This window comes from Bacillus cereus group sp. BceL062 (assembly GCF_051780025.1).
In the GTDB taxonomy this organism is placed as follows: Bacteria; Bacillota; Bacilli; order Bacillales; family Bacillaceae_G; genus Bacillus_A; species Bacillus_A toyonensis.
In genome coordinates, this window is record NZ_JBPWGY010000011.1 from 184,321 (window position 1) to 199,999 (window position 15,679).

Consider the following 15,679-nt stretch of genomic DNA (forward strand, 5'->3'; position numbering starts at 1 on the left):
AAACGAATTGTAAAAATACCATAAAAATCAAACTAACTTCCAATTTACAATTCTAATAAAAAAAGATGCCCTTACAGGGCATCCTCTTGATGTTCAGGAACAAATAATTCCAGACAATGATATATGTTTTCGAATTCCATCGGTGCATCCCCACCGTACTCACCATCTAAATTAATCATTAGTTTATCTGGTGAATGCACTTTAATTCGATTCGCTTGTGTGTATAGTACTTTCGGATTGTTAATATGTTCCCCACGTTGCGCTTGTGTTGCTGCTTTAATTAAATCAGCGATAGAACCTTTTTTCAGCACTAATAAGTCAAATAATCCATCGTTAATCGATGCATACGGTGCTACTTTTTCAAATCCACCAACTGAACGAGTATTTGTAATTAAAAACATCGTAATTTCTTCTTGTAATAACTTCCCATCATACTCGATTTCAACATATGTTGGATGTAATGATGGTAACATTTCTATTCCTTTTAAATAGTAAGCAAGTTGGCCTAATACTGTCTTTAGCTTGCTTGGTACTTCATATGTTAATTCTGTAATACGGCCGCCACCAGCAATATTAATGAAATATGTATCATTCGCTCTACCAAGATCTAAAGGAACTGTTTTCCCTTCACAAATAATATCGGCTGCCTCTTCTATAGCGCGAGGTACACCGATCGCACGTGCAAAGTCATTTGTCGTTCCAACTGGAATAATTCCAAACTTCGGACGATGCTCATGTCCTACTAAACCATTTACCACTTCGTTTAACGTACCGTCACCACCAGCGGCGATAACAACATCAAACTTACGATCCGCAGCTTGTCTCGCCGCTACAGTTGCATCTCCAGGACCAGTTGTCGCATGACAAGACGCTTCATATCCAGCTTGTTCTAATTTTTGTAATACTTCTGGTAAGCTCTTCTTAAATAGCTCACGCCCAGAAGTAGGGTTATAAATAATCCTTGCTCGTTTCATCATTTATTAGCACAGGAAATTCCTTATTCATTGAAAAAAAGAATACACCGAATTCTTATTCAGTATCCCTATGCCTACCTCCTCTCATCTTCCTATCCTTCTTTTATCCCGCTCAAACAGGCAGTAAGAACCCGATTGGTGAAGGCTAATAATCAACGGGGGATGAACACCCCCACTACTGATTAAAGTTTCACTTTATGTCTATCCATTCTTCCATAAAAATTTACATATAACGAATAATAATTATCTATTATTTCATGAGATGAAAAAAAACCTCTATGTCTAGATTTATCATTATTCCCACCTTTTTGCAACTATCATACCATAGTTGCTATACAAACATTTTTTCACTTTTGACAGTTAATCAAACGTTTATTTAAATTATTTTTCACCATTTAAACAAACGTTTGATTAACTCAGAAAAAACACCCAAATAAGGGTGTTTTTCTGTTTAATCTTTAAGAATCTATACTATTTTAGCGTTCAAAAATAAGAATCTCTCTCTTATTTTATCGCTTATTAATCTCTTCAAGTAAGATTTTGTTAACAAGCGGTGGGTTTGCTTGTCCTTTTGTCGCTTTCATAATTTGACCAACTAAGAAGCCAATTGCACGGTCTTTACCGTTTTTGAAGTCTTCAATAGATTGTTCATTATTATCAAGGATTTCTGTTACGACTTTACGAAGTGTACCTTCGTCAGAAATTTGAACAAGACCTTTCGCTTTAACGATTTCTTCTGGATCTCCACCTTTTTCAATTAACTCGTTAAATACTTTCTTCGCGATTTTAGAAGAAATTGTACCTTTTTCAATTAATTGAACCATTTTAGATAAACCAGCAGGCGTTAATGCAACATCTTTTAATTCTTTTTGTTGTTTGTTTAAGTATGCAAGTACTTCACCCATTAACCAGTTTGATGTTAATTTCGCATCTGCTCCATCTGCAATTGTTGCTTCAAAGAAATCAGACATCTCTTTCGTTAATGTTAATACGTGTGCATCATAAGCTGGTAATCCAATTTCAGCAACGTAGCGAGCTTTACGTGCATCTGGAAGTTCTGGAATAGAAGCACGCACTTCTTCTTTCCACGCATCATCGATATAAAGTTCAACTAAATCTGGCTCTGGGAAGTAACGGTAATCGTCAGATCCTTCTTTTATACGCATTAAGATTGTTTTCTTCGTTGCTTCATCATAACGACGTGTTTCTTGTTGGATGATACCACCAGATAACAATTCTTTTTCTTGACGCACTTGTTCGTGCTCAAGACCTTTTTGTACGTAAGTGAATGAGTTTAAGTTTTTCAGTTCTGCTTTTGTACCGAATTTCTCTTGTCCAACTGGACGAAGGGAAATATTCGCATCACAACGTAGAGAACCTTCTTCCATCTTACAATCAGATACGCCAGTGTATTGAATGATTGATTTCAACTTCTCTAAGTATGCGTATGCTTCTTCTGGCGTACGCATATCTGGCTCAGACACGATTTCGATTAAAGGCATACCTTGACGGTTATAGTCTACTAATGACCCGTCAGCTGTATGCGTTGATTTACCAGCATCTTCTTCTAAATGAAGACGTGTAATACCGATACGTTTCTTTTTGCCATCTACTTCGATTTCAATCCAACCATTTTCTCCAATTGGCTTATCAAACTGAGAGATTTGGTAAGCTTTCGGATTATCTGGATAGAAATAGTTTTTACGGTCGAACTTCGTTTCCGTTGCGATTTCACAGTTTAATGCCATTGCAGCTTTCATTGCAAAGTTAACTGCTTCTTTATTTAAAGTTGGAAGTACCCCTGGGTATCCTAAGTCAATTACACTCGTTTGTGTATTTGGCTCTGCTCCGAATTCTGTTGGACTCGCAGAGAAAATTTTCGAATTTGTTTTTAACTCAACGTGAACCTCTAAACCAATAATTGTTTCTAAATTCATCTATGCTCGCCTCCTTACAGACTTGCTTTTTTTGTATGATAGTCTGTTGCTTGCTCAAACGCATGTGCAACGCGGTAAATTGTCGCTTCATCGAAGTGTTTACCAATGATTTGTAATCCAAGTGGCATACTATTAGCACCGAATCCACATGGAACAGAAATCGCTGGAACACCTGCTAAGTTTACTGGGATTGTTAAAATGTCGTTTGCATACATTGTCATTGGATCATCCACTTTTTCGCCTACTTTAAATGCTGGAGTTGGCGTTGTTGGTCCAATAATAACATCGTAGTTAGCAAATACATTTTCAAAGTCGTTTTTAATTAATGTACGTACTTGTTGTGCTTTTTTGTAATATGCATCATAGTAACCAGAGCTAAGTGCAAATGTACCCAGCATAATACGGCGTTTTACTTCGTCACCGAAACCTTCGCTACGTGTGTTTTTGTAAAGATCTAATAAGTTATTTACATTATCAGAACGAACACCGTAACGTACGCCATCAAAGCGTGAAAGGTTAGCAGATGCTTCAGAAGAAGATAATAAGTAATACGTTGCTAGAGCGTATTTAGAGTGTGGAAGAGATACTTCCTCCCAAGTTGCGCCCATACCTTCTAATACTTTTAAAGCAGCTAGTACTGACTCACGAGCTTCTTCGCCAACACCTTCGCCTAAGTATTCTTTCGGTACAGCAATGCGTAAACCTTTAACATCGCCTGTTAAACCAGCTAAGTAGTTTCCAACTTCAACATTTGCAGAAGTTGCATCCATGCGGTCAATACCTGAAATAGCTTGTAATAAGTATGCATTGTCTTCTACTGTACGTGTAATCGGTCCGATTTGGTCAAGTGAAGATGCGAATGCTACTAATCCGTAACGAGATACGCGTCCGTAAGTTGGTTTTAAACCTACAACACCGCAATATGCAGCTGGCTGACGAATAGAACCACCCGTATCAGAACCTAGAGAGAATAATACTTCTCCTGCTGCTACAGCTGCTGCAGAACCACCACTAGATCCGCCTGGAACGTAATCTAAGTTCCATGGATTTTTTGTAGCGTAGAAACCTGAGTTTTCATTTGAAGAACCCATTGCGAACTCGTCCATATTTAATTTACCGATTGTAACTGTGTCAGCAGCTTTTAACTTTTGCACAACTGTCGCATCGTAAATTGGATCAAAGTTTGCTAACATTTTGCTCGCACAAGTAGTACGAAGACCGTTAGTGACAATGTTATCTTTTACACCGATTGGCATACCGAATAACAAACCATTATCTTCAGCGCCGATCTTAGCATCTAATTCTTTCGCTTTCGCGCGTGCATTTTCTTCATCTAATGTAAGAAAAGCTTTTACGTTATCTTCAACATCCGCAATACGTTTGTAAGATTCTTCTACTAAATCCGTAACGGAAATTTCTTTGTTGTTTAACTTCTTATGTAACTCTGATACAGAATGATCAAATAATGACATCGAAATTCCCCTCCTCTATTCTAATACTGCTGGAACACGGATTTGATTATCTTTGTGATCCGGTGCATTTTTTAATACTTCTTCTACTGGTAAACCTTTTTCTGGCACATCTTCACGCATAACATTTTTCATAGTTAATACATGAGTTGTTGGTTTTACATCTGTTGTATCTAATTCATTTAACTGTTCTGCAAATGTAACAATTGCATCTAGTTGTTTTTGAAATTTTTCTGCTTCTTGATCAGTAATTGCAAGACGTGCTAAATGTGCTACGTGCTTTACATTCTCAACGGAAATTCTTGACACGGCTAGGCCACCTCCATAATATATCGTTCAATCTACAATACTATTGATGATACCAAATTTTCAGTACTTCAAGCAAGTCAACACATGGCACTTACGGCATTTTTACATAAAAAAAGAAAGGCAAGCGCCTTTCTTTACAATTTACTCTTTATCTAACGGTTTATTTTTTGGAAATCTCTCGTTATCTTCTTCATTATCACGAATTGTTTTTTGTAATACAAAACAAGACATCGTTAAAAATAACGTTCCAATTAAATAGTACCCTTTTACACTAAGCGTTTCATCTAACGTGTAAATCCCAATTAGCATCCCTGAAAGCGCACAAACAAATGAAGTCCATGCTAAAAACGTGAACGCTTGCGTATTTCTTCTTCTCATCATTATCCCCCTTGTTAGATGCACATCCATTATAGATAAATATATTTACCGTTATGGATTTTTATGTAAAATTATTTTTCTATTTATTAATCTATCATAAAAAAATGCCATTTTAAAGATTGTTTTCTTTCTAATCTGAAAAATTAATTAAAATTATTGACATTTATTTCTATTCTGCATAAAATAAAAATAAATATTACGAACCTCGAAATATACGGGAGTGGAATTAATTGTTGCAATATGAACATTTTTTAGACTTACTGCTAGATAACGCCAAGAAACTTTTCTATCCTGAAGAATGGGTAAGCCTTGATTTAACACTTTCAAAGACAGAAGTATTTTGTTTACTTTGGATGGAGCGAAATACAGATATTACAATGACAAAAATTGCTGACCTTCTTGATATACCGATGAGTACAACGACAGGTGTTGTAAATCGCCTTGTAAAAAAGGGGTATATTGAACGGTACCGTGATGAAAACGATCGACGTATTGTATTAATTCGTTTAACAGAAAACGGCGTAATGCTCGTTCAAGAAGTAAAACAAAATGCAGCCCATTACTTTAGCTTAGTGACAGAAGCATTGTCAGAAGAAGAAAAAGCATTCTTACTACAAATCTTCCAAAAGATTATGAATCACATTGCTACGACACAGCAAAAAACAGAAGAAAAGGCTTCTACACCTAGAATGAAAAACATTCCGATTGAATAAAGTGAAACTTTAATCAGTGAGGGGTTTTCTCATCCCTCACTGATTATTAGTTGAACCAATCGGGTATTTACGGGCAGTTGACCTCCCACCTAATTTCTTTGCTCCAGCCGAATTTTTGGACGGAAGTCTTACTGCCCGTTAATGTGGGATAAAGCCCTAACTGGGTTTTTATTCACTTAAATACTTCGATGTTCGTAATATTTGATAACCGAAATAAAGGGGATAGAATGATGAGAGTTATTTTGTATACAGGTAAAGGCGGCGTAGGAAAAACTAGCATTTCAGCAGCAACAGCACTTCAAAGCGCAAAACAAGGATTAAAAACATTAGTAATGAGTACAGACCCTGCTCATAGTTTAGGAGATTCATTTGGTATAAAGCTATCTTCTGAGCCATTAGAAATTCGCGAAAACTTGTGGGCACAAGAGATTAATACGATTTATGAAATGGAAAAAGGCTGGGGAAAGTTACAGAAATACATTACCTTGTTATTCACTTCCAAAGCAGCTGATGATATTACAACAGAAGAATTAACGATGTTTCCTGGTATGGAAGATTTAATTAGCTTACTTCGCGTGCTCGATTATTATAAAAAAAACACATACGACGTTATCATCATTGATTGCGCTCCAACAGGAGAAACATTAGCAATGCTTAGTTTTCCAGACATGCTCGGCTGGTGGATGGAAAAATTATTTCCTATTAAAAGAAAAGTTTTAAAAGTCGTTCGTCCTGTAGCTCAACCACTTCTTGGTGTCCCCCTTCCAACCGATGATATTATGGACGAATTAACAAATACACTTGAACAGCTTGGAGAAATGAGAGATATTTTATCGAACCGAGAAATAACAAGTATCCGCATCGTTGTAAATCCCGAAAAAATGGTCATTAAAGAAGCTCAGCGTAGTTTTACTTATTTAAATTTATACGATTATAACGTAGATGCCATCATGATTAACCGTGTCATCCCTAACACTGTCACCGATCCTTATTTTCAAGCATGGAAAGATACGCAAAAGAAATATAAAACATTAATTCAAGATAGTTTTCAGCCGCTTCCTATTTACGAAGCTCCCATGTTTGAACAAGAAGTTGTTGGTTTACCTATGTTAGAGCGTGTAGGCAATGCTTTATTTAAATCCGATTCCTCTCCTACTGAAGTGAAATTCAATGGTCGCACACAATATGTGAAAAAAGATGGCGATGAATATATTTTCGTTCTGTCCATCCCCTTCTCAAACAAAAGTGAACTTTCATTAAATCAAAAAGGTGATGAGCTTATTATTCGAGCCGGCTCTGTTAAACGGAACATCACATTACCAAAAACATTAACACACCTTTCTATTCAAGGAGCCAAGTTTGAAGAGGATGTACTAAACATTCGATTTGGAGGTGTGGTGCATGCATGAGGAATTACTACGAAAAGTAATTCGGACAAAAGTAAGATTCGGTATGCGTATATTAGAAGAGCTACCTACTCCAATCCAGCAATCAGCTAAGCAAATGCTAAGTATTTTGCAAGAGGAGCTAGCTGCTTATCCGAAAGAACGAGAGCATCATGAAGATAATTTAAAAAGTATCCTAATTGAATAATCATCTCTGTATAGAGGGCCTTTTTAGGCTTTCTATACTTTATTGGAGTGATATAAGTTGCTAAAAAAACATTCCACTATTACGCTTTGGATCATTCCTTTATTATTTTTCATTCATAACCTTGAAGAAGCTTTCCAAATGCCACAATATCTTGCTAATCAATTTTCAATTCATCTTATAACTAGCCAACAATTTTTCATTGCCATTTCCATATTAACAATCTTCGTCGTACTTATCGTCTTTCTATATCAACTAAACTTCTTGTCTTCTATACACTGGATTATTTTTATACAAGGAGCCATTTTCTTTAACGCTGTGCAACATATTATTTTGTTTTTGATTTATCGCTCCTATAATCCTGGCGTAATATCCTCAGTTTTCATTGTTATCTTTTCTATTTTCTTTTTTTCATCCAAAAAACAATTAATTCATAAAAAGCAATTCGTAATTACACTCATTTTCAGCTTACTTTCTTATCCCATTATAATTTGGATTACCTTACTATTCGCTAGCTGCTTTCAGTAATAAAAAAAGACCAGGAAAACTCCCGGTCCATCACTCTACTTAACAAACATTGGATTCTACGTTATACAAAATTGGAAGGTACAAAATTAGGGTTTTGTTTGTTAAGTAGATTATATGTTGAACGAACTAACAGCGGAGGGGTTCCTTCTGTTAGTTCATTAAACCCAATGATTATTTTACGATTTTTTCAAGCTCCTCAAGTGAAAGATCTACTGAAATTGAACCATCCTTTGTTTCTTTCTTAACTGCATCTGTTACTTCTTTTGAATGATATAATTCAATTACTTTTTTCAGTGTTGGATCGTCTTTATCTTTCGTACGAGCTGCGAAAATATTAATATAAGGCTTCGCATTTTCATTCTTTGGATCTTCTAAGAAAATAGGATCCTTCGCTGGATCTAATCCAGCTTGACCAGCCACACCGTTATTAATAACTGAAGCTGCTACATCTTTTAATACACGAGGTGTTTGCTGTGCAATAACCGGTGTAATTTTTAACTTCTTCGGATTTTCAGCGATACCACTTGGATCCCCAAATAGACCAAAATCTTTTTTAAGTTTCAATAACCCCGCTGCATCAAGAAGTTTTAATGCACGTGCTTGGTTCGTTGGATCATTTGGAATAGCAATTTCTGAACCATCCGGGATTTCATTTGCTTTCTTATATTTTTCAGAGAATAAGCCCATTGGTGCAATTTGTGTTGTACCGACAGCTGTAATATCTAACTTATGCTCCTTTTTAAATTGCTCTAAGAAAGCAATATGCTGGAATGAGTTTAATTCAATATCTCCATCAGCTAACGCTTTATTTGGCGTTGTATAATCAGAGAACTCAACCAGTTTAATTTTAATCCCTTCTTTTTCAGCTTTTTTCTTCAAAATTTCCCAAACGTCTCCATCCGTTCCAGTTACACCGACACGAACTACTTTCTCTTTTGCTCCTGCACCTGTGTCTCCACCTGAGCAGCCGCTTAGTGCTGAAATTCCTAAAATCGCTGATAATGCAAATGCTAAAATTTTCTTCATTTTCTTTTCCCCTCTTCCTTTTTATGATCTGCGTAAAAAGACTTTCGCAAAGTAGTTTCCTAAATTTTGAGCTATCTGTACAAGAATAATAAGTAAAACGACCGTTACGAACATAACTGATGTATCAAAACGTTGATAACCATATGTCATTGCTAAGTCACCAAGACCACCACCACCGACAAGCCCAGCAACTGCAGAAAATTCAATTAAACCAACTGTCATAAACGTAACACCTAAGATCAATGGTGCTAACGCTTCTGGCACGAGAATTTCAAAAACAATTCTAAGTGGTGAAGCGCCCATCGCTTGTGCAGCTTCAATTACTCCTTTCGGAACTGAGACAAGATTTGTTTCAACCATTCTAGCAATACCAATAGATGCCACTAACGTCATTGGGAAGATTGCTGCCGCTGTTCCAATCGTCGTTCCGATCACGCTTCTTGTTAGTGGGCTTAAAGCTACTAAAAAGATAATGAATGGAACTGGACGAATTGTATTAATGATGACGTTAAGAATAGAAAAAACCCATTTATTTTCTAAAAAATTACCTTTTCTTGTTACATATAAAAGTAAACCTAGAGGTATACCAAGAATTGTAGCGAATATAAGGGTTACAATTACCATTAAGAGGGTGTCCCCCGTCGCATCTAATATACGAGGCCAAAATATACTCCAATCAACTCGCATGAGCTTCTACCTCCTTCAGCTTCACTTGCAGTCTTAGATGTTGTAATGCTTTTTGAATTTCCTTCTGTTCACCTTGCAATTCTACAAGAAGATTTCCAAATAGCACATTTTGAAGTTCAATAATATTTCCGTACAGTACATTTACATCGACGTTATAGTTTTTTGCGATATATGATAGTACCGGCTGTCCAGTCTCCTCACCAGTAAAAGTTAAGCGATAGATCTGACCACCATTTTGAATTTTCGCTAGAACACTTTCTGGCAAGTGGTCATTAATAACAGAACGTACAAAGTTTTGAGTTGTCTTTGTTTTTGGTTGTGTGAAAACATCAAACAGTTTTCCTTCTTCAATAACTTTTCCCTTCTCCATTACAGCTACACGGTGACAAATTTCTTTCACAACATGCATTTCATGTGTAATAAGAAGAATTGTTAAATTATATTCACGATTGACTTTCTTTAATAAGTTTAAAATCTCTGTCGTTGTTTCTGGATCTAAGGCTGATGTTGCCTCATCACATATAAGTATATCTGGTGATGTTGCAAGTGCCCTAGCAATCCCAACACGTTGCTTTTGTCCGCCTGATAACTGCTCCGGATAATAGTTTGCTTTATCTTCTAGCCCTACAAACTTCAGCAGTTCATTGACTCTTTCTTTTATTTCATTCTTTGGTACTTTCGCTAACTTTAATGGATAAGCAATATTCCCAAACACTGTTCTTGAATTAAATAAATTAAAACTTTGGAAAATCATCCCAATTCTTTGTCTAAGTTTCCGTAATTCTTTCGTTGATAGTGATGTAATATCTTTATCATCTATTGAGATCGTTCCTGCAGTCGGTCTCTCTAACATGTTTACTAGGCGTAATAAAGTACTCTTTCCAGCACCACTAAATCCGATAATGCCAAAAATTTCGCCCTTCTCAACTGATAATGTTACATCCTCCACAGCATGAACAGATTGCCCACCTGATTCATATACTTTACTTACGTTATTAAAAGAAATCATTTTCTTCCCTCCTATATGCTGTAAAAACTAGAAGTAGAGCTTTCGAGGTAAAATAAAAAGTGCTCTCCTTCTTATCAGTAATAAAAGATAAGAAGGAGAGCACTTATATGTACTCGTTCACATCTTCTCATCTTCCAAGCCTATAAAGACTTGCTGGAGTTAGCACGGTATTAAAAAACCCGTTGCTGAGGTATCGTAGGGCCAGTCCCTCCACCTCTCTGGATAAGAATGTATCGATTTAATTGTCGTTTAATTAATTCTCATTATAGAACTCAGAATAGTGAGAGTCAATACATTTTTTAGAAAAATATTAATTATTTCTTTATTAAAATTTTCAAATAAAAATTCATAATAAAATAGTAATCTTGAAGGTTATGTAAAATTCTTCTCCCTCATATTTTTTAAAAGGATTATTTTTTCTATGAATTGAATACTATTATTTGAATATGAAATCAGAGGAAGGTGAATATATGAGAACAGCTCTATTACTCGTTGATATCCAAAATGATTATTTTCCAAATGGAAAGATGGAATTGCGCAATCCGGTAGAAGCAAGTGAGTATGCCAGTGAGCTACTAAAACACTTTAGAATGAACGACGAACCTATTTTTCATATCCAGCATGTAGCAATAAAAGATGATGCTACTTTTTTCCTACCTAATACAGAAGGTGTCCATATTCACGAGAATGTCCGTCCGCTTAGAGAAGAAACTGTTATACTCAAACATTATCCAAATAGCTTCCGAGAAACTAATCTTTTAGAACAATTACAACGTTTAGACATTGAACACATCGTCATATGCGGGATGATGACTCATATGTGTATTGATGCTACCGTAAGAGCTGCTTTTGATTTCGGCTTTCATTGTACCGTTATACACGATGCTTGTGCTACAAAAGATCTTTCTTTTAAGAATGCTACTATACCAGCTGTTTATATTCACAATACAATTTTGGCCAGTTTAAATGGAGTATATGCAAATGCAATGAGTACAGAGGAATTTTTGGTTACAAAAAAACACTCCATTCAGTGAGCAAAACCGAAAAGAGTGTTTCTTGTCAAACCATAGATTTTCTTTCAAATTGTATTATACAGGAAATTCTTAAAATGAATACTAAAAAATGTGACTAATAAATCAACTTTTTCCGTCACTTTATTTCTATTTACATGTTTATCCCGCTATTAATAGGGTTTAGCTCGTCCTCTTAGCGCAATGGTAATATATGGGATTCTAATTTTAAAAGGAGCTCTTCACATTCTGTGAAAAGCTCCTCTACTATTTCTTATAAAGTTTCAGAAGTAGTTTTTGCTTGCATGTGAAGTGCTAAGTAATCTGGGCCACCAGCTTTAGAGTCTGTACCAGACATGTTAAAGCCACCGAATGGTTGGTAACCTACGATTGCACCAGTACATCCACGGTTGAAGTATAAGTTACCTACATGGAAGTCTTCACGTGCTTTTTCAATATGGTCGCGGTTATTAGAAACAACTGCTCCTGTTAAACCGTATTCTGTATTGTTTGCAATTGCAAGTGCATGATCGAAGTCTTTTGCTTTACAGAATGCTACTACTGGTCCGAAGATTTCTTCTTTCATTAAGCGAGCATCTTCTGCAACATCAGCAACGATTGTTGGTTGGATGAACCAGCCTTTAGAATCGTCTCCTTCGCCACCTGCTAGGATTCTACCTTCTTCTTTACCAATTGCAACATAGCTCATTACTTTATCGAATGCAGCTTGGTCATTAACAGGACCCATATTTGTACCTAATACAGCTGGGTTATCAACTGTTAATTCTTTTGTTAATTCAACAGCACGATTTAATACGTGATCATATACATCTTCGTGGATTACAGCACGAGAACATGCAGAACATTTTTGTCCTGAGAATCCGAATGCTGATGCAACGATAGATTTAGCTGCTAATTCAAGATCTGCTTCTTTATCAACAACGATTGTATCTTTACCGCCCATTTCAGCGATAACACGTTTTAACCAGATTTGACCTGGATTTACTTTCGCTGCACGCTCATAAATGCGGATACCTACATCACGAGATCCAGTGAAGCTTACGAAACGTGTACGAGGATGATCTACTAAGTAGTCACCAACTTCAGAACCATTACCTGGCACGAAGTTTACTACGCCAGCTGGTAAGCCAGCTTCTTCTAATACTTCCATGAATTTCGCAGCTACTACAGGAGTTGTACTAGCTGGTTTTAGTAATACTGTGTTACCAGAAACTAAAGCAGCTGTTGTCATACCTGCCATAATTGCGAATGGGAAGTTCCAAGGAGAAATGATAACACCTACTCCTAATGGAATGTAAGAGAAACGATTATATTCAATTGGACGGCTTTCTACTGGAATACCGTCTTTCAATTTCAACATTTGACGAGCATAATATTCCATAAAGTCGATTGCTTCCGCTGTATCAGCATCTGCCTCATTCCATGGTTTACCTGCTTCTTTTACAAGGATAGCAGAGAACTCATGTTTTCTACGACGAACAATTGCTGCAGCACGGAATAAAATGTCTGCACGCATTTCTGGTTTTGACTTTCTCCAAGTTTGGAATGTTGCATCCGCTACTTGCATTGCTTTTTCAGCTAATTCACGGCTTGCTTTTGAAACACGACCAACAAGTTCCTCTTTATTTGCAGGGTTTACAGAAACAATTTTATCTTCTGTAGTGATTTTTTCTCCCCCAATAATTAATGGATAGTCTTGTCCAAGATAAGATTCTACTTTCTTTAAACCTTCTTCAAACGCTAATTTGTTAGCCTCTACTGAAAAATCTGTAAATGGCTCATGTTTGTATGCTACTACCATTCTTTTTAGCCTCCCCTTAGAAAAACGTTTACATTTTACAACATTATTCTACACGATAATTTAGATTTATTCAAATATTCCTAGACTTATATTTTAAAAATTAATAAATTTTTAAAATATAATAAAAAAAAGAGATTCATACATGCGTATGAATCTACAAAATATGAGTATATTCCAAAACATTTTTTCCAATCAATAATATAGTAACTAATAAAAATAAAGTTCTTACATATCCAACACCTTTTTGAACTGCAAACTTCGATCCAAAATAAGCACCTAAAATCATTGATAATCCCATAATAATACCGTATTCAAAATGAATTATATCTAAAAATAAAAAAGTAATTAAAGATACGATATTACTAACAAAGTTCAAAAGTTTTCCAGATGCCGCTGCTTGAATAAAATCCAAACCTATTAATAAAAATGCAAAAATTAAAAAGGATCCTGTCCCTGGTCCAAAAAAACCATCATAAAACCCTATCATTAAAATAACAAAGAAAAATATTAATGTTTTCCTTTTCGTCATCTTCTTATAGGTAGATACGCTTCCCCAATCCTTTTTTGCAATAATATAAATGGCAATAAACACCAACATTACAAGTACTAATGGACGTAAAATATCCGGTGGAATAAATTTTACCACTAAAGCACCTGCGACCGCTCCAATAATAGTTAACGGGATTAACTTTCCTACAATTTTAAAATCGACTTTTCCTGATCGAATAAAATAAATTGCACTCGTAAACGTCCCCATCGTTGCAGCTAATTTATTCGTTGCAATTGCCGAAGCTGGTGACAAACCGACAAACATTAGTGCAGGAAGCGAAATTAATCCTCCACCTCCAACAACTGAATCAATAAAAGCTGCTAAAAATCCGAATGCAATTAATAAAATAATGACTTGAAGACTTAGTTCGTCCATGACCTTTACCCCTTATCCCCTTATTTATAACATTTAAAATTATAACAAAATTCCTCAAGAAAAAAAGCTGTTCCTTCGTGGAACAGCTTTTATCTTTAATCTAAAATTTTTACGAGTGGCTCATCTTGCTTCGCTTCACGTATAATAATCGCTTCTGGACGTTCTACAGATTTAATCGTTACTTGTACTCTCATATAATTTGGGAAGTATTCCATAACAAGCCCTGCTACATATTGTGTAAAACCAATTATTTCCGCTTTTCCATTAAACTGGACAGGAATATCCAGCTTCATTTCTTTTAATTCCTCGTCTCTATACATACCAGTACCGATAACAGCGGAATAATCGCCTTGGAAATAATCGCTTAGTTTTGCTTTGAAGTTAGATACCCTTGCAAGATCTTCACGCTTATTGTCTGTTTTTGCTTGTTCAGACGGGAACAAATAGTATTTCTCGTTAATTTGTTTCCAATCTTCAACCGTTTCACTACCTTTTTCCACATTAGCATAAGAAACAAAGTTTCCTGGCACAAGTGCAGACTTTGGAGATTGACGATAAATCGCAAATGTAATCGGAACGTTTTTTATGTCGGGCTTTTTTTGGTGCATAACTTTCAAGATTTCTTGCGCCATTTTTTTCCCTTCAGCTAACATTTTTTCGTCCTCGATTTTAGCCTCACGCGGATAACCATGCTCTTCATTAAAATATTGAACAGAATTCATTGCTAAACCAACTACAATACCACCAAGTTCAACATCTTTATCGCCTTTTTTCACATAATAATTATGCTCTAAAATATTTGAAATATATATTGGATTTTTTTTATTTTTCACTTCTAGTGATTCTGATCCTTCGCCTAACGCTGGATTGAGTCCTATATTCGGAAATTTAACTGCATCTTTTTTTAATTTGCTCTCTAGTTCCTTTTGTTCGGCATCTGTACGCTTTCTTTTTACAAGCATTTTTACGGTTTGATCATCTAGAGTACTTCCACCTTTAAAGAAATAATCTTTCGTATTAAATGATTCTTTTGCAATACGCATTAATCCTGTTTCAAATTCATCTATATCAAGACGATTATTTAATCCCTGCACAACTAATCCACGTGCAGATCCTGCATCAAATGGAACAGTCGTCTTATAATATTCATCCGAAATAGCATACTTCGGAACGACTGCTTGCTCTTTTGCTTTCCCTGATTTCTCAGCCACTTTTTCATCTTTGTCGGCACCTGCGCTACAACCACTTACAAGTAGGCCAAGACTTAATACCGCTAATGCTATTTTTTTCATGGTAAGTTTG

Annotated in this window: 16 protein-coding genes and 1 riboswitch; of the genes, 5 read left to right on the forward strand and 11 right to left on the reverse strand. The window is 35.8% G+C overall.

Annotated elements, in window-relative coordinates:
* Nucleotides 1-71: 71 nt before the first annotated feature.
* From ACS2MN_RS23625 to ACS2MN_RS23645, 5 genes are all read right to left on the reverse strand, one after another.
* Nucleotides 72-977 carry a diacylglycerol kinase gene (locus tag ACS2MN_RS23625; RefSeq protein ID WP_000977668.1) on the reverse strand — a complete coding sequence of 302 codons (906 nt, stop codon included), beginning with the start codon at nt 975-977 and terminating at the stop codon, nt 72-74.
* A gap of 506 nt (nt 978-1,483) precedes the next feature.
* Nucleotides 1,484-2,911: an Asp-tRNA(Asn)/Glu-tRNA(Gln) amidotransferase subunit GatB gene (gatB, locus tag ACS2MN_RS23630; protein WP_001047675.1), complete on the reverse strand. Its 1,428-nt coding sequence runs from the start codon at nt 2,909-2,911 to the stop codon at nt 1,484-1,486.
* A 14-nt stretch (nt 2,912-2,925) separates the two neighbouring features.
* A complete protein-coding gene (gene gatA / locus ACS2MN_RS23635; protein WP_000051450.1) occupies nt 2,926-4,383 on the reverse strand; it encodes an Asp-tRNA(Asn)/Glu-tRNA(Gln) amidotransferase subunit GatA in 1,458 nt (485 codons plus the stop codon).
* A 15-nt stretch (nt 4,384-4,398) separates the two neighbouring features.
* Nucleotides 4,399-4,689: an Asp-tRNA(Asn)/Glu-tRNA(Gln) amidotransferase subunit GatC gene (gatC, locus tag ACS2MN_RS23640; protein ID WP_000086999.1), complete on the reverse strand. Its 291-nt coding sequence runs from the start codon at nt 4,687-4,689 to the stop codon at nt 4,399-4,401.
* Between the two features lie 141 nt (nt 4,690-4,830).
* Nucleotides 4,831-5,067: a YiaA/YiaB family inner membrane protein gene (locus ACS2MN_RS23645; protein ID WP_001254393.1), complete on the reverse strand. Its 237-nt coding sequence runs from the start codon at nt 5,065-5,067 to the stop codon at nt 4,831-4,833.
* 230 nt (nt 5,068-5,297) lie between these two features.
* Here ACS2MN_RS23645 and ACS2MN_RS23650 point away from each other — a divergent pair, with 230 nt between their 5' ends.
* From ACS2MN_RS23650 to ACS2MN_RS23665, 4 genes are all read left to right on the forward strand, one after another.
* Complete coding sequence (locus ACS2MN_RS23650) at nt 5,298-5,780, forward strand: MarR family winged helix-turn-helix transcriptional regulator (protein WP_098954538.1); 483 nt, start codon at nt 5,298-5,300, stop codon at nt 5,778-5,780.
* 227 nt (nt 5,781-6,007) lie between these two features.
* On the forward strand, nt 6,008-7,189 hold the full coding sequence (locus ACS2MN_RS23655; RefSeq protein ID WP_080595646.1) for an ArsA family ATPase: 1,182 nt from the start codon (nt 6,008-6,010) through the stop codon (nt 7,187-7,189).
* Nucleotides 7,182-7,373 (forward strand): DUF3926 domain-containing protein, encoded by a 192-nt coding sequence (locus ACS2MN_RS23660; protein ID WP_000544096.1) that lies wholly within the window; start codon nt 7,182-7,184, stop codon nt 7,371-7,373. The genes ACS2MN_RS23655 and ACS2MN_RS23660 overlap by 8 nt, the downstream gene beginning before the upstream one ends.
* Nucleotides 7,374-7,430: 57 nt before the next feature.
* Nucleotides 7,431-7,898, forward strand: coding sequence for an HXXEE domain-containing protein (locus ACS2MN_RS23665; RefSeq protein ID WP_015001211.1), 468 nt, complete (start codon nt 7,431-7,433; stop codon nt 7,896-7,898).
* Nucleotides 7,899-8,069: 171 nt separating this feature from the next.
* Here the strand turns inward: ACS2MN_RS23665 and ACS2MN_RS23670 are convergent, their stop codons facing one another.
* From ACS2MN_RS23670 to ACS2MN_RS23680, 3 genes are read right to left on the reverse strand one after another with little or no spacing between them, the layout of a single operon-like run.
* Nucleotides 8,070-8,924: a MetQ/NlpA family ABC transporter substrate-binding protein gene (locus tag ACS2MN_RS23670; RefSeq protein ID WP_103591178.1), complete on the reverse strand. Its 855-nt coding sequence runs from the start codon at nt 8,922-8,924 to the stop codon at nt 8,070-8,072.
* A gap of 21 nt (nt 8,925-8,945) precedes the next feature.
* Nucleotides 8,946-9,611, reverse strand: a complete 666-nt coding sequence (locus tag ACS2MN_RS23675) for a methionine ABC transporter permease (RefSeq protein WP_016107417.1) — start codon at nt 9,609-9,611, stop codon at nt 8,946-8,948.
* Nucleotides 9,601-10,620, reverse strand: coding sequence for a methionine ABC transporter ATP-binding protein (locus ACS2MN_RS23680; protein ID WP_000622986.1), 1,020 nt, complete (start codon nt 10,618-10,620; stop codon nt 9,601-9,603). The genes ACS2MN_RS23675 and ACS2MN_RS23680 overlap by 11 nt, the downstream gene beginning before the upstream one ends.
* A gap of 124 nt (nt 10,621-10,744) precedes the next feature.
* Nucleotides 10,745-10,849, reverse strand: a riboswitch (SAM riboswitch).
* 241 nt (nt 10,850-11,090) lie between these two features.
* On the opposite strand from ACS2MN_RS23680, the gene ACS2MN_RS23685 reads away from it, so the two are divergent.
* The gene (locus tag ACS2MN_RS23685; RefSeq protein ID WP_098709374.1) at nt 11,091-11,654 is read left to right on the forward strand and encodes a cysteine hydrolase family protein; all 564 of its coding nucleotides are present in this window, start codon (nt 11,091-11,093) and stop codon (nt 11,652-11,654) included.
* A 250-nt stretch (nt 11,655-11,904) separates the two neighbouring features.
* Here ACS2MN_RS23685 and pruA read toward each other — a convergent pair whose 3' ends face one another.
* The 3 genes from pruA to ACS2MN_RS23700 form a co-directional block, all read right to left on the reverse strand.
* Complete coding sequence (pruA, locus tag ACS2MN_RS23690; protein WP_000259542.1) at nt 11,905-13,452, reverse strand: L-glutamate gamma-semialdehyde dehydrogenase; 1,548 nt, start codon at nt 13,450-13,452, stop codon at nt 11,905-11,907.
* A 154-nt stretch (nt 13,453-13,606) separates the two neighbouring features.
* Nucleotides 13,607-14,377 carry a TSUP family transporter gene (locus ACS2MN_RS23695; RefSeq protein WP_000343983.1) on the reverse strand — a complete coding sequence of 257 codons (771 nt, stop codon included), beginning with the start codon at nt 14,375-14,377 and terminating at the stop codon, nt 13,607-13,609.
* 95 nt (nt 14,378-14,472) lie between these two features.
* On the reverse strand, nt 14,473-15,669 hold the full coding sequence (locus tag ACS2MN_RS23700) for a CamS family sex pheromone protein (protein ID WP_000717024.1): 1,197 nt from the start codon (nt 15,667-15,669) through the stop codon (nt 14,473-14,475).
* Nucleotides 15,670-15,679: the final 10 nt, after the last annotated feature.